The 21,477-nt window shown below is 65.8% G+C and carries 18 protein-coding genes and 2 pseudogenes; 4 read left to right on the top strand and 16 right to left on the bottom strand.

What is annotated here, in order from left to right; genetic code table 11:
- Positions 1-21: 21 nt before the first annotated feature.
- Complete coding sequence (dnaB, locus tag QE394_RS09710) at positions 22-1,407, bottom strand: replicative DNA helicase (RefSeq protein WP_015939029.1); 1,386 nt, start codon at positions 1,405-1,407, stop codon at positions 22-24.
- An 805-nt stretch (positions 1,408-2,212) separates the two neighbouring features.
- Here dnaB and QE394_RS09705 point away from each other — a divergent pair.
- Positions 2,213-2,785: a hypothetical protein gene (locus QE394_RS09705; protein ID WP_056080351.1), complete on the top strand. Its 573-nt coding sequence runs from the start codon at positions 2,213-2,215 to the stop codon at positions 2,783-2,785.
- Positions 2,786-2,818: 33 nt separating this feature from the next.
- Here the strand turns inward: QE394_RS09705 and QE394_RS09700 are convergent, their stop codons facing one another.
- The gene (locus QE394_RS09700) at positions 2,819-3,445 is read right to left on the bottom strand and encodes an FMN reductase (protein ID WP_261619005.1); all 627 of its coding nucleotides are present in this window, start codon (positions 3,443-3,445) and stop codon (positions 2,819-2,821) included.
- Between the two features lie 138 nt (positions 3,446-3,583).
- Positions 3,584-4,421 (bottom strand): annotated as a pseudogene (locus QE394_RS09695) (PhzF family phenazine biosynthesis protein).
- A gap of 72 nt (positions 4,422-4,493) precedes the next feature.
- Between QE394_RS09695 and QE394_RS09690 the strand changes: the two are divergent.
- Positions 4,494-4,916, top strand: coding sequence for a DUF1801 domain-containing protein (locus QE394_RS09690; RefSeq protein WP_349034390.1), 423 nt, complete (start codon positions 4,494-4,496; stop codon positions 4,914-4,916).
- A 64-nt stretch (positions 4,917-4,980) separates the two neighbouring features.
- Here the strand turns inward: QE394_RS09690 and rplI are convergent, their stop codons facing one another.
- The 5 genes from rplI to QE394_RS09665 all read right to left on the bottom strand — a co-directional run bounded on the left by rplI (position 4,981) and on the right by QE394_RS09665 (position 8,421).
- Positions 4,981-5,433, bottom strand: a complete 453-nt coding sequence (rplI, locus tag QE394_RS09685) for a 50S ribosomal protein L9 (RefSeq protein WP_015939034.1) — start codon at positions 5,431-5,433, stop codon at positions 4,981-4,983.
- 17 nt (positions 5,434-5,450) lie between these two features.
- Positions 5,451-5,690: a 30S ribosomal protein S18 gene (gene rpsR, locus QE394_RS09680; RefSeq protein ID WP_003800144.1), complete on the bottom strand. Its 240-nt coding sequence runs from the start codon at positions 5,688-5,690 to the stop codon at positions 5,451-5,453.
- Positions 5,691-5,817: 127 nt separating this feature from the next.
- The gene (locus QE394_RS09675) at positions 5,818-6,399 is read right to left on the bottom strand and encodes a single-stranded DNA-binding protein (protein ID WP_015939035.1); all 582 of its coding nucleotides are present in this window, start codon (positions 6,397-6,399) and stop codon (positions 5,818-5,820) included.
- 73 nt (positions 6,400-6,472) lie between these two features.
- Positions 6,473-6,778: a 30S ribosomal protein S6 gene (rpsF, locus tag QE394_RS09670; RefSeq protein WP_013602900.1), complete on the bottom strand. Its 306-nt coding sequence runs from the start codon at positions 6,776-6,778 to the stop codon at positions 6,473-6,475.
- 224 nt (positions 6,779-7,002) lie between these two features.
- Positions 7,003-8,421, bottom strand: coding sequence for an amino acid permease (locus QE394_RS09665; RefSeq protein ID WP_349034389.1), 1,419 nt, complete (start codon positions 8,419-8,421; stop codon positions 7,003-7,005).
- A gap of 442 nt (positions 8,422-8,863) precedes the next feature.
- Between QE394_RS09665 and QE394_RS09660 the strand changes: the two genes are divergently transcribed.
- Entirely contained in the window at positions 8,864-11,551 is a 2,688-nt protein-coding gene (locus QE394_RS09660; protein WP_349034388.1) for an AAA family ATPase, read from the top strand.
- Positions 11,552-11,565: 14 nt separating this feature from the next.
- Positions 11,566-12,237, top strand: a complete 672-nt coding sequence (locus tag QE394_RS09655; protein ID WP_268160325.1) for a NeuD/PglB/VioB family sugar acetyltransferase — start codon at positions 11,566-11,568, stop codon at positions 12,235-12,237.
- Here the strand turns inward: QE394_RS09655 and QE394_RS09650 are convergent.
- From QE394_RS09650 to QE394_RS09615, 8 genes and pseudogenes are all read right to left on the bottom strand, one after another.
- Complete coding sequence (locus QE394_RS09650) at positions 12,234-13,541, bottom strand: M18 family aminopeptidase (RefSeq protein ID WP_314212681.1); 1,308 nt, start codon at positions 13,539-13,541, stop codon at positions 12,234-12,236. The two genes, QE394_RS09655 and QE394_RS09650, sit on opposite strands and share 4 nt — an antisense overlap.
- 10 nt (positions 13,542-13,551) lie before the next feature.
- The gene (locus QE394_RS09645; protein ID WP_349034387.1) at positions 13,552-14,388 is read right to left on the bottom strand and encodes an intradiol ring-cleavage dioxygenase; all 837 of its coding nucleotides are present in this window, start codon (positions 14,386-14,388) and stop codon (positions 13,552-13,554) included.
- A 147-nt stretch (positions 14,389-14,535) separates the two neighbouring features.
- Positions 14,536-15,229, bottom strand: a pseudogene (locus tag QE394_RS09640) (response regulator transcription factor).
- Complete coding sequence (locus QE394_RS09635; protein ID WP_349034386.1) at positions 15,226-16,599, bottom strand: histidine kinase; 1,374 nt, start codon at positions 16,597-16,599, stop codon at positions 15,226-15,228. The pseudogene QE394_RS09640 and the gene QE394_RS09635 overlap by 4 nt, the downstream one beginning before the upstream one ends.
- A 13-nt stretch (positions 16,600-16,612) precedes the next feature.
- Positions 16,613-17,509: an ABC transporter permease gene (locus tag QE394_RS09630; RefSeq protein WP_056080315.1), complete on the bottom strand. Its 897-nt coding sequence runs from the start codon at positions 17,507-17,509 to the stop codon at positions 16,613-16,615.
- 5 nt (positions 17,510-17,514) lie between these two features.
- Positions 17,515-18,480, bottom strand: a complete 966-nt coding sequence (locus tag QE394_RS09625; protein WP_056080311.1) for an ABC transporter ATP-binding protein — start codon at positions 18,478-18,480, stop codon at positions 17,515-17,517.
- Positions 18,481-18,673: 193 nt separating this feature from the next.
- Entirely contained in the window at positions 18,674-20,170 is a 1,497-nt protein-coding gene (locus QE394_RS09620; RefSeq protein ID WP_349034385.1) for a phosphatase PAP2 family protein, read from the bottom strand.
- 27 nt (positions 20,171-20,197) lie between these two features.
- Entirely contained in the window at positions 20,198-21,391 is a 1,194-nt protein-coding gene (locus QE394_RS09615; protein WP_349034384.1) for an MFS transporter, read from the bottom strand.
- Positions 21,392-21,477: the final 86 nt, after the last annotated feature.

Genomic DNA, 21,477 nt, shown 5'->3' with positions numbered 1-21,477 from the left:
CAGGCTGCACCGGCGTCCGGCCTAGAAGCCTCCGCCGCCGCCGGCGTCACCGGCCATATTGGCGAACCGGGAGTAGTGGCCCTGGAACGCCACCACGATGTCCTTGGTGGGGCCGTTACGGTGCTTGGCGATCAGGATGTCGGCCTCACCGGCGCGCGGGGATTCCTTGTCGTAGACGTCCTCACGGTGCAGCAGGATGACCATGTCCGCGTCCTGCTCGATGGAGCCGGATTCGCGGAGGTCCGAAACCATGGGGCGCTTGTCCTGCCGCTGCTCCGAGCCACGGTTCAGCTGGGACAGGGCGATAACCGGCACTTGGAGTTCCTTGGCCAGGAGCTTGAGGGCACGGGAGAATTCGGAGACTTCCTGCTGGCGCGATTCCACTTTCTTGCCCGAGCTCATGAGCTGCAGGTAGTCGAGGATGACGAGCTTGAGGTCATGCTGCTGCTTCAGGCGCCGACACTTGGCCCGGATCTCCATGAGGGACATGTTGGGGCTGTCATCGATGAACAGCGGAGCATCGTTCATGCGGCCCATGGTGGTGGCGATCTTGGACCACTGTTCGTCCTTGATGGTGCCCTTGCGGAGGTCCTGCAGGCCGATGGTTGCCTCGGCCGAGAGGAGGCGCATGGCAATCTCGTTCCGGCCCATTTCCAGGGAGAACATGACGGTGGCCAGATTGTTCTTGATGGCCGCCGAGCGGGCGAAGTCCAGTGCGAAGGTGGACTTGCCCACCGCGGGACGGGCTGCGATGACGATCATCTGGCCGGGGTGCAGGCCGTGGGTAAGTTCGTCGAGCTCATAGAAGCCGGTGGGCACACCCACCATGCCTTCGCCGCGGTGGCCCGAGGCCTCGATCTCGTCCACGGTGGATTCCATGACGTCCTTGAGGACCACATAATCCTCAGCCGTACGGCGCTCGGCAACGGCGTAGACCTCGGCCTGGGCCTGGTTGACCAGATCCTCCACTTCGCCGTCAGAGCCGTAGCCCAGCTGGACGATCTTGGTCCCGGCGTTGACGAGGCGGCGCAGCACCGCACGTTCGGCAACGATTTCGGCGTAATAGCCGGCGTTGGCAGCCGTGGGAACAGTCTGGATCAGCTCGTGCAGATAGGCCGGGCCACCGATCCTGTTGATCTCGGCCCGCTTGGTCAGCTCGTCGGAGACCGTGACGGCGTCCGCGGGCTCACCGCGGCCGTAAAGATCGATGATCGCTTCGTAAATGGTTTCGTGGGCGGGGCGGTAGAAGTCCTGGCCGCGGAGGATCTCGACAACGTCCGCGATGGCGTCCTTGGACAGCATCATGCCGCCCAGGACGGACTGCTCAGCGGGGATGTCCTGCGGAGGCTTTCGGCTCGCGTCTGATCCGCGGGTAGTTTCGACCTCGTCCAGATGCGCGATTGACAAAGCTGCCGTCCTCCATAGTTACCGGGCCTGCCCGGTGGTTGCCGTCCTGCAAAGGCTTCGCCGGAAATCCGGGTTCCGCCACCTGTCCAATTTCTACCGGCAGGGTCCGACACTGCGCCTGACCTGGCCTCCGACCCGACTTGTGCACAGGAGTTATCCCCAAATCCACAGGTTTTCCACAGAGACCCCTCCCCCGGGGTTTGCCGCAGCTGTCCGGCCTGCCTTCCGTGCAGGTCCGCGGGCCGCAATTGATCCCTGGAACAGGTACCCCGTCACGCTAGCGGGCCCCGGCCCCACCGCAAAGTCCGCCGCCGGGACTGCCTGTGGATAACCTGTGCACTAACCGGCATAGCTTGTGCACAGCCTGTGTGGAAAGTTGTGGAAAAGAAAAAAGTTTAGCCCTCATCAAGGCTCTGACCAGCTAAAACTCTTCTCGCGGCATGTGGAGCAAATATTTCTGCTGTGGAATTTCATCCACAGCGGCGTGTCGGAACATGCCGCTCCTGCGCGTGTTGCCGGTATCCGTGACACACCTCATGCGCGTCAAGGGGAGGATTTCATATTCCCTCGGAAGACTGCCCGGGCTGCCGGTGGACCGAGCATGCAGCGCGGTGAATATTGCTGTGGATAACCCGGATCTGCCCTAAGCTCGTAGGTATGGGCGAACTACTCTTGGTTCTGTTGCCTGCGATTGTCCTGGTGGTGATTATGTGGGGTCCAGTGACGTCCACCGGCCCCGGGTCCTTTCCACAGCGGCCCCGGCCATATCCGCAGCAGCAGATAGTTAGAGAACGGCTTTAGAACCATGGAATCGCTTGTCATCCCCGCCCTGATCCTCGTCGCTGTGGCAGTTGCCGTTGCGCTGGCCTCCCGGGCCCTGGGCAACAGGAAGGCCGCGCATGACGCCGCCCCCCAGCAGCCCGCCCCCGGAGCGGCGGAGCTTGCCAGGTCCGCAGCGGCCAAGCTGTCCGAAGCGGAACACCGGCGTATATATGCGCTGATCGCGCAGGGCCAGGCGATGGCGGCTATCAAGCTCTATTACGAGGCGACCGGGGACGGCCTGCGGGCCTCTCGCGATGCCGTGGGGGCTTTGGCCTCCCACCCACAGCCCTACCGCAGCCCGGAAGCGCCAGGAAGCACGCCGGAGGACGACGAGGATGACGAGCCACAGCGCTTCCCGTACCGTTACCGGGCCATCGCCAGCAAGGGCGACGTGACCCGTGAAGTCAGCAGCAACATGCTCAATGACGAGATCTACGGCAGGATCCGCACGCTGGCCCGCAACGGCGATGCAGAGGCAGCAGCTGCAGCCCTGACGCGCCACTCAGACATTTCGATGAAGCAGGCGCGGGAGTTCATCGAGCTCCTCGACGACTAAGGCGGGCCAGCCGGCGGAAGGCCATCCTGCTGGTCAGTTGGTTCCGGAGATTCCCGCGAGAAGCTGCTCGAACGGAAGCGATTCCATGGGCGCCAGCTTGCGGCCCGGCTGCAGTCCTTCCAGGAGCTGCGAAAACTCGCCGGATGCCCGGTCCACCCTGCTGGCCAGGGAGGTGCCGGCGTCGCTCGCTGTGCCCCAGTCCTGTGGCCCGGCGAACACGGCCGTGGCCGCAATCCGGGTGCGGAGGTAGCTGAACAGGGGGCGCATGGCGTAGTCCAGGACCATCTGGTGCCGGTCCGTTCCGCCGGTGGCACCCAGCAGGACCGCCTTGCCGTCCAGGGACTTGGGGTCCAGCACGTCGAAGAACGACTTGAAGAGCCCGCTGTACGACGCACTGAACACGGGGGACACTGCGATGATGCCGTCTGCTGCTTCAACTGTGGCGATCACGTCGGCCAGGTGCGGCGCGGCGTAACCGGTGACGAAATTGTTGGCGATGTCCACCGCCAGGTCCCGCAGCTCGACGGTTTCCACTTCCACGCTGTATCCGGCGGCCTCCAGTTGGCGCTTGGCCGACGCCGCCAGCTGGTCTGCAAGCAGTCGGCTCGACGACGGGACGCCGAGTCCGGCGGAAAGGACGGTGATGCGGCGGGTTTCCATGGCGTTCTCCTGTTGCTGGTTCACTGATCGTACATGCATTTGCATCTACTTGTTGAACAGGCGTCGCTTCCGGGGTATTCCCGGTGCAGGATCCTCAAGCCGTGCCGCGGCCTGCATCAGTCCCACGGGAAAGCGGACTTAGAGCGTGACGCTCCCGCGGATGCAGGTGGCGCAGTGGCCACCCACCCAGATGTCCGCCCCCTCGGCAGAGATGTGGACGCGGCCTGCGCGGCCCAGGGCGGTGCCCTGTGCCGCCACGTACTGCTCCGGCGCCCGCCCGGTCCCGATCAGCCACTGCGCGGCGCCTGCGTTGAAGCTGCCCGTCACGGGATCCTCCACCATGGCATCGCCCGGAATGAAGGTACGGACCTCAAAATCGGCGTCCCCACCCGGCTGGTGCGGGCCAATAACCCCGATCTTGAGGCTCCCCATGGCAGCCAGGTCCGGCTCGAGGGCCAGCACCTGCTCAGCAGATCCCAGCAGTACGCCGATCCACTCGGGACCGTTGACCAGCCAGGACGCATCAAGGAGGTCCGGCCCCGGCAGCCGAAGAGCGGCGGCCAGCTGCCGGCGGGTGGAACTGTCCACGGGTTCGAAGCGGGTCAGCGGCGGCGCGGCGAAGGCGAGCCGGCCGCCGTCGCGCTTAACCCCGTACAAGGCCGGCCCCGCACTCCTGCACCAGCCAGTCGTCCGACTTCGGGACGCCGCCGGCCTCAAGCCAGGTGTGCGCCGAGCCCAGCGTCGGGTGGCCGGCAAAAGGAAACTCCTCAGTGCCGGTGAAGATACGTACCCGGTAATCCGCCTCAGGATCTGTGGGCGGCAGCAGGAACGTGGTTTCGGAGAGATTCGTCCAGTTCGCGAAGTGCTGCATCTGCTCCGCGGACAGGTCTTCGGCATCAACCACCACGGCCAGCGGGTTGCCGCGGTACGGTTCAGCGGAAAAGACGTCGGCCTGGTGGAACGGGCGGATTCGCATGCTCTGGGTGGTCACCGGTGCAGGCTATCACCGGTGTGGCCGTACCCTGGCGGCGTCTGCCAGACTACGTCCATGGCAGCGAACAAGACCGCCCCCACCGGGGCCGGCGTCAACGAATTCCTGGCAGCAGTGGAGCACCCGGTCCGCAGGGCTGACGGTTTCGAATTGCTGGAGCTCATGCGGGACATCACTGGCCAGGAAGCGGTGATGTGGGGACCCACAATCGTGGGCTTCGGCAGCTACCACTACAGATATGCCACCGGCAGGGAAGGCGACTCAGCCGCCGTCGGGTTCTCCCCGCGGAAGGCCAACCTCGCCCTGTACGGGCTGACGTACGGGCCCGATGCCGGGCCTAAGCTTGAAGCCCTCGGCAAGCACAAGACCGGCGCCGCCTGCCTGTACATCAACAGGCTGGCAGACGTTGACCGGCAGGTTCTGGTGGCAATGATCAGAGGCGGTTACCACCATGTAATGGCCCAACTCCACCGGCCGTGACCGCAGATGCAAAAGACCCCCGCGGCCGTGATCCGGCAGCGGGGGTCTTCGGTGCAGTCAGAAGTTACTTTCCGGCTACTACGTCGAGTTCGATCACAGCGGCAACATCCTCGTGGAGACGGACGTTGGCCTGGTAGGAACCAACCGACTTGATGTGGACCGGCAGTTCAACCTTGCGCTTGTCGATGCTGCCCAGGCCTGCGGCCTCAACAGCGTTGGCGACGTCGGCCTGCTTGACGGTGCCGAACAGGCGTCCGGTTTCGCCGGCCTTGACAACCAGCTGGACAGGCTTGGACTGCAGTGCAGCGGCCTGCTTCTGAGCATCTTCCAGGGAAGCGTGCTCGCGGGCGGCGCGGGCAGCCTTGATGGACTCAACCTGCTTCTCGCCACCCTTCGTCCAGGTCAGGGCGAAGTTGCGGGGCAGCAGGAAGTTACGTGCGTAACCGTCCTTGACCTCGACAACATCGCCGGCAGCACCGAGACCGGTGACTTCGTGGGTCAGAATGAGCTTTGCCATGTTAGTAAATCCCTTCCTTAACCGCGGCCAGCGCCGGAGTAAGGCAGCAGGGCAACTTCGCGGGCGTTCTTGATTGCCTGTGCGATCTTGCGCTGTTCCTGGACCGTAACGCCGGTGACGCGACGGGCGCGGATCTTTCCGCGGTCGGAGATGAACTTGCGCAGCAATGCTACGTCCTTGTAGTCGATGACAGTGATGTCAGCGGCCTTCAAGGGGTTGGACTTTGGTTTGGGCTTACGGAGTTCAGCCTTAGCCATCGTGGAGCTCCTATTCTAGGGAGCCCGTGGATATTGATCCACGGGATGGTGGTGGTCCGACGGCGATAACCGCCACCGTGCCGGCAGGCACAGTGATGCGGTCCCGACGCCGGGCCGAGAGGATTTTTTAGAAGGGCGGTTCGGAGTCGGGGCCGTTGCCCCAGCCACCTGCGTTGGAGACGCCGGGCGTTGCCCAGGGGTCGTCCTGTGCAGCCTGCTGGTTGCCGCCGCCGCCACCCCAGTTACCGCCGGAGTTGCCGCCCTGGTTTCCACCAGAGTTGCCGCCGCCAAAGCCACCGCCGCTGTTGCCGCCGCCGAAGCCTCCGCCACCCTGACCGCCGGAGCGCTGGGTGCGGTTGACCTTGGCGTTTGCATAACGGAGGCTGGGGCCGATTTCATCGACCTCAAGCTCGATAACAGTGCGCTTTTCGCCTTCTTTTGTTTCGTAGGAACGGCTCTTCAGGCGGCCGGTAACGATGACGCGCATGCCCTTTGTCAGGGACTCCGCGACGTTCTCGGCCGCTTCACGCCACACCGCAGCGCGGAGGAACAGGGTTTCCCCGTCCTTCCACTCGTTGGACTGGCGATCAAAGGTACGCGGGGTGGAAGCGATGGTGAAGTTCGCTACTGCCGAACCTGACGGTGTGAACCGCAATTCCGGGTCATTGGTGAGATTACCGATGACCGTAATGGTGGTCTCGCCTGCCATCTACTGCCTCCTTGTTCGATCCTGGGTGAAGATTCGAGTCCTGCGGGGTGAAGAATGAAGAGTGGTACCGAAATTACTCGGCAACAACCTTCTGCTCTTCGGGGCGGGTGATCTTGGTGCGCATGATGGTCTCGTTAAGAGACAGCTGGCGGTCAAGTTCCTTGGCGGTTTCCGGCTTGGCGGTGAAGTTCACCACGGCGTAGATACCTTCGGACTTCTTCTTGATCTCGTAAGCCAGCCGGCGACGGCCCCAGATGTCAACCTTTTCGATGGTTCCACCATCGTTGGTGATGACGTTCAGGAACTTCTGAAGCGACGGCTCAACGGTACGCTCTTCGACCTCGGGGTCGATGATTACCATCAATTCGTAAGGACGCATATGTGAACCCACCTCCTTTGGGCTAAGCGGTTACGGCATTTCCGTAACAGGAGGTTCATTTGCGATTCCATGCATGCCCGCCGCCGGAACGGTGGCTGAGGCGCAGCACAGACTTCAATATCTTAGTGCATTTGGACGGGATAGGCGATTCGCGCTTGACTCAAGGCTAGAGCCCGTGCCGCCGGGATGGCAGCACGGGCTCTCCTATGTGGAAAAGCATCAGATTACGACGCCGGTCCCGCCTTGGCCGGGACGTCGTCGGCTTCGAGTCCGTCCCCGGCCTGGCCTGCGGAAGCTCCGCGCCGGCGGTAGCGCAGGACCCCGATGGCCACCACGACTCCGGCCAGCGCCACGGACAGCAGCAGGGATTCCCGGGTGGAGTCCAGGATAACCATGCCGATGAGCAGGGCAACGATGCTGCCGATCGACAGCCACGTCAGGTACGGGAACAGCCACATTTTCAGCGCAAGGTCCTTGGCGGCGGCGCCCATGCGCTTGCGGAGGATCAGCTGCGAGGAGGCGATGACCAGCCAGACGAACAGCGCAATGGCGCCGGAGGTGTTGACCAGGAAAAGGAATACGGTGTCCGGTGCGATGTAGTTCAGGCCAACGGTGACAAAGCCGACCACCGTGGAGGAGAGCACGGCAGCAACCGGCACGCCGCGCCGGGAAATCTTCGTCCAGGAAGCAGGGGCGTCTCCGCGCTTGGACAGTGAGAACAGCATCCGGCTGGCGGTGTACAGCCCGGAGTTCAGGCAGGACAGGACCGAGGTCAGCACCACAATGTCCATGATGGTTCCGGCGCCCGGAACTCCGAAGAGCTCAATGACGGCAACGTAAGGGCTCTTTGCCACGCTGGCATCGTTCCACGGCAGCAGGGTGACCACGATGGCGATGGAGCCGATGTAGAAAACGAGGATGCGCCAGACGGTGGACTTGACGGCCTTCTTGACAGCGTCAACCGGGTTCTCGGACTCGCCGGCGGCAATGGTGGCAATTTCGGCGCCGAAGAAGGAGAAGACCACCACCAGGATTCCGGCCAGGACGGCGCCGGGGCCGTTGGGCATGAATCCGCCCTTGTTCAGCAGGTTGTCAAGGCCGGGGGCGGGTACGCCTGGAACGAGGCCCAGGATGGCTGCCACGCCGAAGAGGAGGAACAGGATGATGGCCGTGACCTTGATGGAGGCGAACCAGAACTCGAATTCACCGTAGGACTTGACCGAACCGAGGTTGGTCAGCGTCAGGAGGACCATCAGGATCAGCGCCCAGACCCACTGGTCGATGCCCGGAATCCACCGGTGCATGATGGCCGCCCCCGCGGTGGCTTCGATGCCCAGCACGATGATCCAGAACCATGCGTACAGCCAGCCGATGCTGAATCCGGCCCAGCGGCCCAGCGCCTTGTCTGCGTAGGTGGAAAAGGAGCCGGTCTCAGGGTGGGCCGCGGCCATCTCGCCGAGCATGCGCATCACCAGGATGACCACGATACCGGCGGCCATGTAGGCCACCAGGATGCCCGGGCCCGCCTGCTGGATGGCGGCACCGGATCCGACGAAGAGTCCGGCGCCGATGACGCCGGCGATGGCGATCATGGAAAGGTGCCGTGGTTTGAGCGACTTGGACAGTTGCTGGTCAGCGGGCATGCGTGCGCCGTCCTTCTGGTTATTGCGTGGAGTTGGGGCTACTGGCGGCGGCGGAGGTTTCCCGGGGCCCGTCCAGTGCGGTGGATCACAAGTTTCTCCCACCCTAGACCCGCTAACGGTCACGGCATTATGTGCATCGGCACAAGCCCGGCCCGCCCAAATCAGAACTTCCTCCAGCTGCGAACATCTGAGGGCATCAAAAGATGCATGCCGGGCAACACCGAAATCTTCAAGAAACGCGGCGACCAATCTTGAGCCAATCCAGCGCCTATTTGGATGGCACCCCCATCCGTGGCCGCTATATATTCCTTTCTACAGCTGGGAACCGCACTGGGGCGGAGACAAGCCGTGCTGGATCTCCGGGGTACCCGGCGGTACGGCTGCCGTGCCGGGTACACATGCGCAAGAATGCGGTCTCCTTTCTTCACAGGACGGGGACCTCATGTCTTTGGTAGGCCGGAGCAAGGAACTGGACAGGGTCCTTTCGGTGATCCGCGGACCCAAGGATTCAGCCCTGGTGGTGTCCGGCAACAGGGGATCGGGAAGATCAGCACTCCTGGCCGAACTGTCCGCCCTGTGCGAATACCCCACGGTGTTCCTCAGCGCCAGCGAGTCCGAATCCGGCTGGCCGCTGTCCGGAATCACCGCCCTCCTGAACAGGATGGACGACCCGGTCCTGAACAGGATCGCGGACGAGCTCCTGCGTGATGCGGCGGACACCCCTAACGTCCCCGCTTTGTCAGCGACGCTCCTGTCCGGCCTGCTCCAGCGGTCGTCAACACGGACGGTCATTGCCATTGACGACGCCGACCGGCTCGACCCCGGCAGCCAGGCCGTGATCGGTTTCCTGGCCCGGCGCCTGAGTGGAACCGACATCGCGCTGTTCCTCAGCGTCCGTGGTTCCCCGCCTGACGGCCCGTTCACCGGGCTGGACTCGCTGAAGCTCAATCCGCTGAGCTACAACGAGACGGTGCGGATGCTGGAGGCGATCCCCGCCAACCAGGGCACGACGGCGGCCGCCCACGCAGTTGCCTCGGCCACGCTGGGAAATCCGCTCGCCGCCGTCGAGCTGTACCACCACCTGCTGGAGCAGCAGGCCGACGGGAAATACGCCATGCCCATCCCGTTGCCCTGCAGGGGCAGCTTTGAAACAGATTTTGCGGCGGTGGTGGGCCAGCTGGCTCCAGCGGCCCGCGGCATCCTCGACCTCCTCTCGCTTTCCTGCCGGACCGATATCGGGGCCCTGGAACAGGTCAACGGAGACGTGTGGTCCGGCTTCGACGAGCTGCTGTCCGAAGGCCTGGTCAGCCGAACAGGGCCCCACCTGCGGATCCGCGACCAGTTGCTGCGCGGCTACGTCTTTTCCACCATGGCCCCCGCGGCGAGGACAGCCAGCCACCGTGCGCTGGCAAATGCCTCGGAGCTTTCCGACCCCTACGCCAGGCGCTGGCACCTGAGCTACACGGCGCTGGAGCGCAAAACGGCGTTCAGCCTGCTGCGGCACGCGGTGGACCTGATCCGTGGCGGAGATGTGCCCTTCGCCGTCGAGTACATTGAGCGCGCGCTGACCCTCAACCCGTGGGAGGCTGAAACCGCCGCCCGCCTCGCTGCCATTGCCGAAGTCCTCTTCAGCCATGGCGAATTCGTGTACGCCCGCCGTTATCTGGACTGGGCACTCCGGGTCACCCGCAACCCGCCCCTCATCCTTCGGCTGACCGGCCTGGCCTTCGAAATCCAGTTTGCCCAGGGCGCGTCGGTGCGCTCCAGCATGGTGCTGCGCCTGGCCAAGGAGTTCGGCCGGCACAGCCCCGCGTTCACCGCGGCCCTGTTGGCCGGCGCAGCCCTCTACTATGCGGAACGGTGGGAGCTGGCGGACGCGGCCGAGGTGCTCCGGCGCAGCGCGGCATTCCGGGACGCGGCGTCAGCGGAGTGCCGTGCCATTACCGACCGGGCACAGACCCTGACGGACGCCATCAGGGGCGATACCGCCAGCCTTGCCCGCAAGCACGAACCTGCCGGAGAGGCCCGCATGGTCAGCCTGCTGGTGCAGGGCAGGGCACTCAGCTACGCCGAAGCGTACCCACAAGCGCAACAGGCGTTCGCGATCGTTGCCGGTTATCTTGAGCCCCGCAATACCCTGTGGCGGGAAACGGCACTGGTCCTGGCCGTGGACAACGAAATCCGTGCCGGCAACGTCGGCGCTGCTATCCGCCTTATAGACGACCTCGAGCGCAGCGACCCGGAGATGAAGTACCAGCGCGGCCAGCGGTGCCTCTTCCGGGTGTGGCGGGCGCACGCGGTGGGAGATGAAGCCCGGGCAAAGGTTCATGCGGCGGATGCACAGCAGTTTGCGGCATCGGGAAACAACCTGGCCATCGCTGCGCAGTTTGCAGCCATGGAGGGTCATTTCGCCTTGCTCCGCGGCGACCTCGCAGAATCCTGCGCGTATCTTTCCCGGGCCTCGGAGCTGGGCCAGGCGTTCGCCAACCCTGTGCTGCTGAGATGTGAAGCCGATTTGGTGGAAGTCCTGGTCCGGTTGGGACGGCATCGGGAGGCGACCCAAGTCCTGCAGCGCCTGGAGGCACATCCGGCTGGTCTGCGCTCCCTCTGGCTTGTGGAAGCCCTCGCGCGATGCCACGCCATGCTGGCCGACGGTGAGCAGGCCCTCCAGCTCTTCAGTCAGGCCATTGAAGCCGGGAAGGGGCACGTCCCGTTGGTGGAGCGAGGCCGGACGCTGCTGTGTTATTCGGAGCGCCTGATCGCTTTCGGCCGGCTTCGGGACTCCAAGGATGCCCTGCTGCGGGCCAAGGTGCTCTTCGACGAGGCCGGTGCCGCTTCATGGGCCCAGCACGTGGACGTGCTGCTCATGGATGATCGCGAGGAACGTCCCCGGGGGAACCCGGCGTTGCTGCTGCTCGCAAGCCATGAACTCGAACTTGCCAAGATGGTTGCGCGGGGGATGCGGAATAAGGAAATCGCGGGCACCCTGTACGTGTCGGTACGCACGGTGGAAGTGCGGCTCACGGCCATCTACCGGAAGCTGGGCGTGGAGTCACGCGCACAGCTGACTGCCCTGGCCGCCGGCAAGTCCAGCCCCTCCGCCGAACCCTATGTCCTGCCGATCGTCTAGGAGCGGCCCTGAACATGAGCGAGCTGATTCTGGTCTCCGTGACCGGCCTGGCCAGGGAGGTCCTGGCCATGGTCCGGGCCAGTGGGCAATACGACGTCGTGGGGTTTCTTGATGACGACAGGCAGTTGGCGGACACCACGGTGGATGGAGCCCCGGTGCTTGGACGGGTTGAGGATGCCGTCAGTTTCAAGCACGCCTTCCTACTGGTTTGCCTCGCCTCCGGACGGGCGCGCGAGTCCGTGGTGGACCGGTTACGGAGCGTTGGCGTCCAGGAGTCCAGGTACGCTACCGCCATTGATCCCACGGTCCCGTACCCGGACGGTTGCCGGATCGGACGGGGGAGCATCCTCCTCCGGAATGTGACCTTGACGGCGGGCGTCACGCTGGGGGCGCACGTAGTGGCTATGCCGTCGGTAACGTTCACCCATGACGACGACGTTGCCGATTTCGCCACGTTCTCAGCAGGCGTTTCCCTGGGTGGCGGGGTCAGGATCGGGCGGGCCGCCGACCTTGGCATGAACTCCAGCGTCCGCGAACGGACCAGTGTGGGGGACTACGCCACCGTGGGGATGGGCGCCGCCATCCTCAGTAACGTACCTGACGGCGAAACCTGGATCGGCGTCCCGGCCCGGACCATAGACCGGCACCGGATGCGGTTCGGTGCCCGCGGCGACGGAGAGCGCTAGGAAGCTGTGCGGAAGAACAACTCGGCCACGGAGGCCAGCCGCCACGGATCCTCCACACCGCACAGCTCCCTGGCGGAGTGCATGGACAGCAGTGCCACGCCCACATCCACGGTCCGGATTCCTAGCCGCGTAGCGGTCAGCGGGCCGATGGTGGAGCCGCACGGGATGGCGTTGTTGGACACGAACTCCTGGTAGGGCACGCCCGCTTCACCGCACAGCCGTGCCCACAGCGCCGCCCCGGGGGCGTCCGTGGCGTACCGCTGGTTGGCGTTGATCTTCAGCAGCGGCCCGCCGTTGAGCACGGGATGGTTGGCGGGGTCGTGCCGTTCGGCGTAGTTCGGGTGGACAGCGTGGCCGGCGTCGGCGGAAACACAGAACGACGCCGCCAGGGCCTGCCGCCGCTGGCTCACCGAGGCGCCAAGGCCGTCGGAGATCCGCACCAGCACGTCCTCAAGGATCGGGCCGCACGCGCCGGAGCGCGAGTTGGAGCCGATTTCCTCGTGGTCGAACGCGGCAAGTACAGCAATGGGAGCAGCAGAGTCAGCGGAACCGGACGAAGCGTGGGCTATCAGCGCCGCGAGCCCGGCGTGAGTGGAGGAGAGGTTATCCAACCGCCCGGACGCGAAGAACTCACCTGATCCTCCGAAAACCGCAGGTGCCTGCGTGTCCGCGATGACGACGTCGTACCCTCCAATGCGGGCCGGATCAACGGAGGCGCCTTCCACGGACGAGGCCAGGACCCGGAGGACGTCGAAGTCTGCCGGGTTTCCCAATCCCCAGACGGGGTTCATGTGCCGCTGCTTGTCGAGCGTCAGCCCGTCGTTCACGGCACGGTCCAGGTGGATGGCCAGCTGGGGGAACCGCAGCAGCGGTCCGGTGGCGGCCAGGTGTTCGGTGCCGTCCAGCATCACCAGCCGGCCGGCCAGACGCAGCTCCCGGTCCAGCCAGGAGTTCAGCAGCGGGCCGCCGTAGACTTCCACCCCGGCCTGGAGCCAGCCGTAGGCGCCGGTGGTCGGCTTGGGCTTGAGTTTGAAGGACGGCGAGTCCGTGTGGGCGCCCAGGATGTGGAACCCGGTGGTGGGACCGGCGTTCTCCGGAACCACCCAGGCGATCAGTGCGCCGTCCCGGATGATGAAGAACCGGCCGGCCCCGCCGTCCCACGGCTCCAGCTCATCAAGCCGGGTGAATCCCGCGTCCGCCAGCCGCCGTCCGGCCTCGTGGGCCGCGTGGAAGCTCGACGGCGACGCGCTGACGAAAGCGCCAAGGTCCTGGATGTGGTCTGTGGCAGGGGATTGGTTAGGCATGCTCCCGAGTCTAGATGGTGACGTTGAGCCCCGCCGTGTAGCCCGCGGCCGCCGAACCTGCCATCGTGGCCAGCTGATAGATGCCGCCATCGTCACCGAACACGTTGTCCGACTGCAGGGTGGTGCGCAACATGTTGGTAACGCTGCGTTCGTACCCGGCCGTGGCGTAGACGTCGTCGCACGCGGCCTGGGTGAGCGCAATCTGCGAAACGGCCAGCACCTGGCCCGCCGCCGTCGCGTTGTTCATGGACTCGAACACCTCAAAGTGGATGTGCGGCCACCGGCCGGAGTAGGCGCCGGGGAAGATGGACGTGAACGTGACCTGGCCGTTCGAATCGGCCTCTTGGACACCGCGCAGGTAGTTCTCGTTGGTGAGGCTTGAGTCGTACAGGGAGTACTTTCCGTCCCGGTCGCAGTGCCACGCGTAGACGGCGGCGCCGGCCATGGGGGTGCAGCCGTTGGCGTTGTCCAGCAGGGTCAGGGTAAATGTCAGCGGGACGCCTTCGGCGGTGGCGGAGGCCGAGCCGAAGCTGGAGGTGATGTCCCTGCGGACCACTCCGGACGCTTCAAGGACGTTGGGTCCGTTGGAACCGTCCCCGGGGAAGGGACCTGCGGTTTCCTGCGGGATCTCCACGCCGCATTCGGCAATGGCGCGGGTCAGCGTGGGAGACGGAGTGGCACTGGCGGGGGTCGCCGCGGACGGGGAAGCGGACGCGGTGGCTGAGGGCGCGGCAGCGGACGACGCCGGCCGGCCGGCCGGGGAAGAACCTCCCGGCGTGCAGGCGGCCAGGGCAGCCGCGGCACCGCCCGCACCAAGGAACGGGCCCAGCGACCGCCGGCTCAGCATCGTGGACAGGTCGAACTCCAGCCCCCGGTCGTGGTTCGGTGCGGCTGCTGTTCCTCAGGACCGGATTCATGCGGCGGAAGCGAAGTCATGAGTCCATCAAAGGGCCTGGCCCTATGTCCTGCATAGGGCCTTCCTGTGAACCGGCTGTCAGTAGTCCGGGTTGCTGGGCACCACCAGCCCGGTTTCATACGCGTACACCACCGCCTGCACCCGGTCCCGGAGGTGCAGTTTGGTAAGGATCCGGCGCACATGCGTTTTCACCGTGGCCTCGGACAGGAAGTACCGGTGCGCAATCTCGGCGTTGGACAAACCCTCCGCCATGGCCTCGAGCATCTCGGTTTCCCGCGGTGTCAGGTCACCCAGCAGCGGGTCGGGAGCCTGAGCGGCGGGGGCCGGGGCTGCCGCACCGCGGACGTACGTTTCCAGCAGGCGCTGGGTGACCCTGGGCGCCACCACTGCGTCCCCGCTGGCCACCACGCGCACGGCCTGGATGAGTTCCGCCGGCGCCACATCCTTGAGCAGGAAAGCGGACGCCCCTGCCTGGAGGCCGGCGAAGGCGTACTCGTCCACGTCGAAGGTGGTGAGGATGATGATGCGGGCCGGGGACCCTTCGGCAGTGATGGCCCGGGTGGCCTCGATGCCGTCCAGCACGGGCATCCGGACATCCATGAGCACCACGTCCGGGGTGAGGTTCCGGACGAGCTTCAACCGCTTCGGCGCCGTCGGAGGCTTCGCCCACGATGTGCAGGTCTTCCTCGCCCTCCAGGATCAGGCGGAATCCCATCCGCAGGAGTGGCTGGTCATCCACCAGCAGGACGGTGATCGGTGCGTGTTCAGTCATGCCTTGCCTTGGAGTTCGGAGGGTGCGGTGATCGGTTCGGGACGTTCATCAGCCGGGCAGGTCAGGACCGCGTGGACGCGCCAGCCGCGCCCGCCCGGCCCGGCGGTCACGGTCCCGGAGTAGATCCGGGCCCGCTCTGCCATGCCGGCAAGCCCCTGGCCGGTCCCAAACGGCAGGCCCGATCCCGCAGATGCGTCGGCCTGGGCGCCGCCGTCATCGGTGCGGTGGGCACTCCCGCCGGCGCCGTCGTCGTGCACGTCAATGGTCACCGTGGCGCCCTGCCGGGCGATGTCCACGTCCACCCGTGCCAGGGAACGCCCGTAGCGGAGCACGTTGGTGAGCGATTCCTGGACGATCCGGTACACGGTGAGCTGGAACGCGGCATCGTTGGGCAGCGCCGGGCCGGTATGCGAATAGTGCAGCGGCAACCCGGCGGTGCGGAAGCCTTCCAGCAGCTTCGCCAGGCTCTGTCCCGCGGCCAGCGGAGTCCTCGGGGCCGCCGTTCCGGCGTCGTCGCGCAGCACGCCCAGCACCCGGCGCATGTCCGCCAGCGCTGTCCGCCCCGTCCGCGACAGTTCGCCCAACACCTCGCCGGCCCGCTCGGGACTTTTCCGGACCACGACGCCGGCGCCGTCCGAGAGGCTGATCATCACCGTCAGCGAGTGGGCAACGACGTCGTGCATTTCCCGGGCGATCCGGTTGCGTTCGTTGACGGAGGCAAGCCTTGCGGTCCGCGCGGCCCAAGCGGCAACCTGCTGCTCGTGTTCCCGGCGCTGCTTCACCCCGATGCCGATGCCCGTGGCGATGACGTTGGACAGTGCGATGGTGGCACCGGTTGCGATGCTGGTGAGCAGGTGGAAGTCCGCCGGGTTGGCGCCCTGGTCCTGGACGAAGGAGTTTTCCATGGGCCCGACGGCGGCCAGCAGGTAGAGGAGGGCGAGCGGTGCCGTGGCTGCCGCCATGGTGATGAGCGCGAAGCGCCGGGTGTGCACCACCGCCACGGAATACAGCGAGAACCACAGGCCCGTTGAAACGTTGGACCCCCAGGGGTGCAGCAGCGTCACGGCGACCTCCATGACCGCCACGAAGGCCACCAGCCCCACCGGGTGGAATCGCCGCAGGAACAAGGCACCGGCCACAGCACCCAGCAGCGCAGCGGCCAGCCACTTGCCGGAGACCAATGCATCCACGGCGGTGGGAGCCACCAGGAGGACGTAGCTCAGCGCCACCACGGCGTCCATGACGCGCGGGTGTTCGTAGAGGTAGCGCCGGATCCTGCCCCGGCGCCTCTCGTTAAGCTCGGCAAAGGACGCGGCGGCCTGCCAGTTGCCGGCGACCAGCGCGTCCTTTGCCGTTGATGCTTCGTTCATGCTGTCCGCAGGGTCAGACGTCGCGATTCTTGAGCACGATCATGGCCGGCACCAGGAACAGCAGCACGTAACCCAGGAAGAGCAGGCCGCCCTGCCAGGGGTCGATGTAGGCGTCGATCTCGCCGATGGCCAGGAAACGGCCGCCCGCTTCGCTCGGGATGTACTGCGGTACGTACTTCCAAAAGTCGCCGGGGATGAGTGAGGCAAAGCCCGCGGCGATGGGGATGACGAAGAAGATGCCCACCAGCACGGTGATGGCCCCGGCTGAATTGCGCAGCAGGGTGCCCAGGGACAGGCCAATGAGGGCCACGCCCGCCACGTACAGGCCACCGGTGAAGACGCTGTAGACCACGCCGTCAGTGGACCAGGAGAGGTCAAGTCCCAGGCCCTGGAACATGGGGACGGACAGCAGGAAGGTGACGGCACCGGCCACCGTGGTGATGACGTAGGACACCACCGCCAGGATGATGGCCTTGGCCGCGAAGGCCGGGGTTCGGGCCGGAACGGCGCTCATGGTTGAGCGGATCATGCCGGTGGCGTACTCGGAGGCCATGAACAGGACGGCCAAGGCACCGAAGATCAGGATGCCGATCTGAAGCCCTGCGTTGGGCAGGTTGTACAGGTCCAGGCCTGAGCCAGGCGGCATGGACTGCTCCAGCATGTCGGAGGACGGTTCCAAACCCTGGGCCCTGGCGTTGGCGGCCATGGAATCGAGGATGTTGTAGCGGACGAACGCGGTCAGGACGCCGACGCCGATGATGGCTGCGAATGTCAGCACCAGCAGGATACGGGTGGACAGCAGGGAGAACAGCTTGATCCATTCGGAGCGCAGGACGCCGCCGAAGCTCAGGCTGTGCCGGGCACCGGCGGCGGAACGTGACGCGGGGGCGTTGTGAATTGTTGTGCTCATGGTCCTTACTTTCCTGCCGTCGCCGGAGCCGGGGCCGCCTGCGGCTGGGTGCCTGCCGGGCCGCCTGCCAGGTGCGAGTGGTATTCCACTTCGTCCTTGGTGAGGTCGAAGTAGGCATCTTCAAGCGAGGACACCTTGGGGGTGAGTTCGTAGACCAGCACGCTGTTGTCTAGTGCCACCTGGGCGATCTGCCGCGGATCCAGGCCGGTGACAGTCAGGGTTTCAGGCTCGCTCTGATCCACCGTGATTCCGTTGCCCGCCAGCAGCGACTGCAGGAACTGGGCGTCGTCGGTGCGGACCAGGGTTTTGGCCTGGCGGGTTCCGGCAATGATGTCCTTCACGGGTGCGTCGGCGATGATCCTGCCGCGGCCAATGACGATCAGGTGGTCAGCGGTCTGGGCCATCTCGCTCATCAGGTGCGAGGACAGGAACACCGTCTTGCCCTGGTTCGCGAGGTAGCGGACCAGGTTGCGTACCCACAGCACGCCTTCGGGGTCCAGGCCGTTGACAGGCTCGTCGAGGATCAGTGTCTGCGGGTCCCCCAGCAGCGCGGCGGCGATGCCCAGCCGCTGGCCCATGCCCAGCGAGAAGCCGCCGGCCTTCTTCTTGGCCACAGCCTCCAGGCCGGTCATCTCAATGACCTCGTGGACCCGTGCCTTGGGGATGCCGTGCGTCGCGGCCATGGCCAACAGGTGGTTGTAGGCGCTGCGGCTGGTGTGTACCGCCTTGGCGTCGAGGAGGGCGCCCACCTCGTGCAGCGGCGCCTTGTGCTGGGCGTAAGGCAGTCCGTTCACTGTGACGGAGCCCGACGTCGGCCGGTCCAGTCCCATGATCATGCGCATGGTGGTGGATTTCCCGGCGCCGTTGGGTCCCAGGAAGCCCGTAACCTGTCCGGCCCGGACTGTGAAACTGACCCCGGCCACGGCGGTCTTTCCGCCATAGGCCTTGGCCAGGTCTGTTGCCTCAATCATGGAGTGTTCCTTTGATCGGCAGCGCTGGGCTGCGGAATGCGTTTAGGGAGGTGGTACCCCCTACGCTACCCACGCCTGCAGGGCTTTTCGCCGGTCTCAGGGATGATTCAGGGGCGAATCAGGGTAGTCCCGACGGATGACCGCACCGGGGCATCCGGTGTCCGGCCCAAACGCGAGTGCGCCGCAACAGGTCCTAGGCCTGCGGCGAGTAGTAGACCAGCGCCCTGGGGACCACCCGGTAGTGCACCTTGCGCACACCGGCCAGAGCCTCGCCGTCCACTGCCAGCGCCATCGGCGCGCCGTTGGCGTCAATGGTGACCTCGGTTGCTTCACGGAGGTGGGTGATGCTGGAGCTGGCCACAGTTCCGGTCAGGACCGCCCATAGAAGCCTCAACCGTGCGAACGATTCATCCGCCGAGAAGATCCTGAAATCCAGCACGCCATCGTCCAGCACGGGCCGGAGCAGCGGCGCATGGTCCCTGGGGTAGTAGCGGCCACGCCCCACGTACGCTATCCACACCCGGTGCGGGGTTCCGTCCACGGTGAGCGTTATGGGTGTTCCGGCGGCGAACGTCCGGAACATGGCCACCACTCCCGCCAGTGGCTTTCCGAGCGCCGGCTGCAGCTGTTCGCGCCGCCGCACCAGGTTGGGGTAGAGGCCGATGCTTGAGGTGTTCAGCATGATCAGCTCGGACACTTCGGGCGACCCGGCAAGGCCGCGCTCTGCCGTGACAAACCCGACGTCCGCCTTCGCCGCCTCACCGTTGGACGCCGCCGTTACCGCCTGCTGGAGGCTTCCAATACCGGCGTCCCGGGCAAAGTGGTTGAGGGTGCCGCCAGGGAGCACCAGCAGAGGCAGGGACCGCTCGATGGCGGCAGCCGCCGCCGCCCCGACCGTGCCGTCTCCGCCCCACACCCCCAGGGCTTTGGTTCCGGGACTGTCCGCCGTAGCCCCGATCTGTTCCACCAGGTCGTCCTCCGGACGAACCGTCACAATATGTGCCTCAGGGAATACTTCTCGCAGGGCATCAGCCGTTTGATCGGTGAACGAACCCCCCAGCGCGTTCACCACAATGCTGAGTCCCTTGCCGCCGGGTAGCTCCGGTGCTGGGGCCGCAGTGCGCTGGGTCTTGGGGATGGGTGGGCGCACGGGCCACCAATGGCGGGTGACCAGGGCGGCACCCGCACCCAATGCAGAGCCGAACAGGACGTCGGAAGGCCAATGGGCCCCGGTATGGACCCGGGAGTACGCCACCCCCGCCGCAGCCGGGGCGAGGGCGGCGCCGATGGCGGGCCGCACCAGGCCCACGCCCACAGCAAAGGCCACGGCGGATGCGGAGTGGCCGGAGGGCATTGATGAGCTGGTGGGTTGCGGATGCACGAAGCGGAACACGGGAAGATGTTCCGGCAGCGGCCGCGTCCGGGGCAGCAGGGTTTTGAAGATGACGTTGGTAACGGAGGAAGCCACAGCCTGGGCCAGGAGGCCGTGGACGGCAGCCCGGCGGGTCTTGCCGGGGAATGCTGCCATCCCGGCGGCGATCGCTATCCAGAGTTTCCCGTTGTTGGCGGAAGCCGAGAGGCGGCGGAAGAAGTCGTCATGGTTGCCACCCGGCAGGTCCGAAACATGCCGGACAAGGTACCTGTCCATCCGGCTGATCCATCGATGGCTGCCCCGCCATATGCTCTGCATTCCCACACCCTACCGCCGCCCGCGCGCCTAGTCGGTCTTGAGCGGCCGCGCGGCTCCGGCCAGCAGCAGGGCGAGGAGGATGGGCGCCAGGATGGCCAGCAGTGCCTGATGGATGCCAACCACGTCGCCGAGGTATCCCAGCAGGGGCGGCCCGGCCAGGAAAGATATATACCCCAAGGTGGATACAACGCTGACGCGAGCCGCTGCGCGGGCGGGGTCGTCAGCTGCGGCGGACATGCCCATTGGGAAGGCCAGCGCCGCGCCGATGCCCCAGAGGGCTGCGCCCACTGCTGCTATCCAGACGGTGTCAGCGAGGACGAACAGGCCCAGGCCTGCAGCTGCCGCGGCCATGCTGGCGCGCAGCACCGCTACCCTGCCGTAGGCGTCGATGACGCGGCCGCCCAGGAACCGCATCGCCGTCATGGCCAGGACGAAGAGGGCGAACATCAGCGCGCCGGTTGAATCGGCGGTTCCCAGCCCATCCACGGAGGCTTTGGCAATCCAGTCGTTGCCGGCGCCCTCGGTGAGGGTGGCACCCAGTACCACCACGCCGATGAGGAGCGTCCTGCTGTCCCGCCAGGCGGAAGGACCCTTGGCCGGCTTGGTTTCGCCCTCGGGAAGTGCGGCTGCCACATGGGGAAGGAAGTAGCGCGGCGCAACCAGTGTTGCCAGCAGGACCACACCTGCAATGACCAGCAGGTGGAGCGGCAGGCCCACACCGATGTTGGACAACCCGGCGCCCATCAGCGCACCCACGAAGGCTCCGCCGCTGAAGGCCGCGTGGAACTGGGGCATGATGGTGCGCCGGAGCCGGTGTTCGACGTCGGCGCCCTCGATGTTCTGCGAGACATCCCAGAGTCCGATGGCGATCCCGAAGAAGAACAGGGAAATTGCGGTTCCCGGAATCGACGCGGCGGAGAGGGACAAGGCAATGCCCACACCGGCTGCAGCTGCCAGCATCCCGCCGAAGCGCACGGTGTTGGCCGTTCCGATCCGCCCCACCACCAGGCCGGCCGTGGGCAGGGCAAGCAAGGATCCCACTGCGGTGCACAGGAGCAGGGTTCCCATCTGGCCCGAAGTGATCTGCAGGATCTCCGTTACGGCCGGGATGCGGGCCGCCCAGCTGGCAAAGACGAGTCCGTTGATGCCGAAAACCACGAAGGTGGCCGCGGCGGCAGCCGTCACTCCGGCCTCCCGTGCCGTCCCGGTATTGGTGTTCATACGTTCACTGCTTCCACTGGATACCTTCGGAGTTGCGGCGCGGGTTGATCTGTCCGCTGTTACGTCTGCCTGCTGTTGCCTGCGGT

It is taken from the genome of Pseudarthrobacter sp. SORGH_AS 212 (assembly GCF_030818145.1).
Classification (GTDB): Bacteria; Actinomycetota; Actinomycetes; order Actinomycetales; family Micrococcaceae; genus Arthrobacter.
Note: the sequence above shows the minus strand (reverse complement) of the source record. Positions and strands in the feature narration are given on the sequence as shown.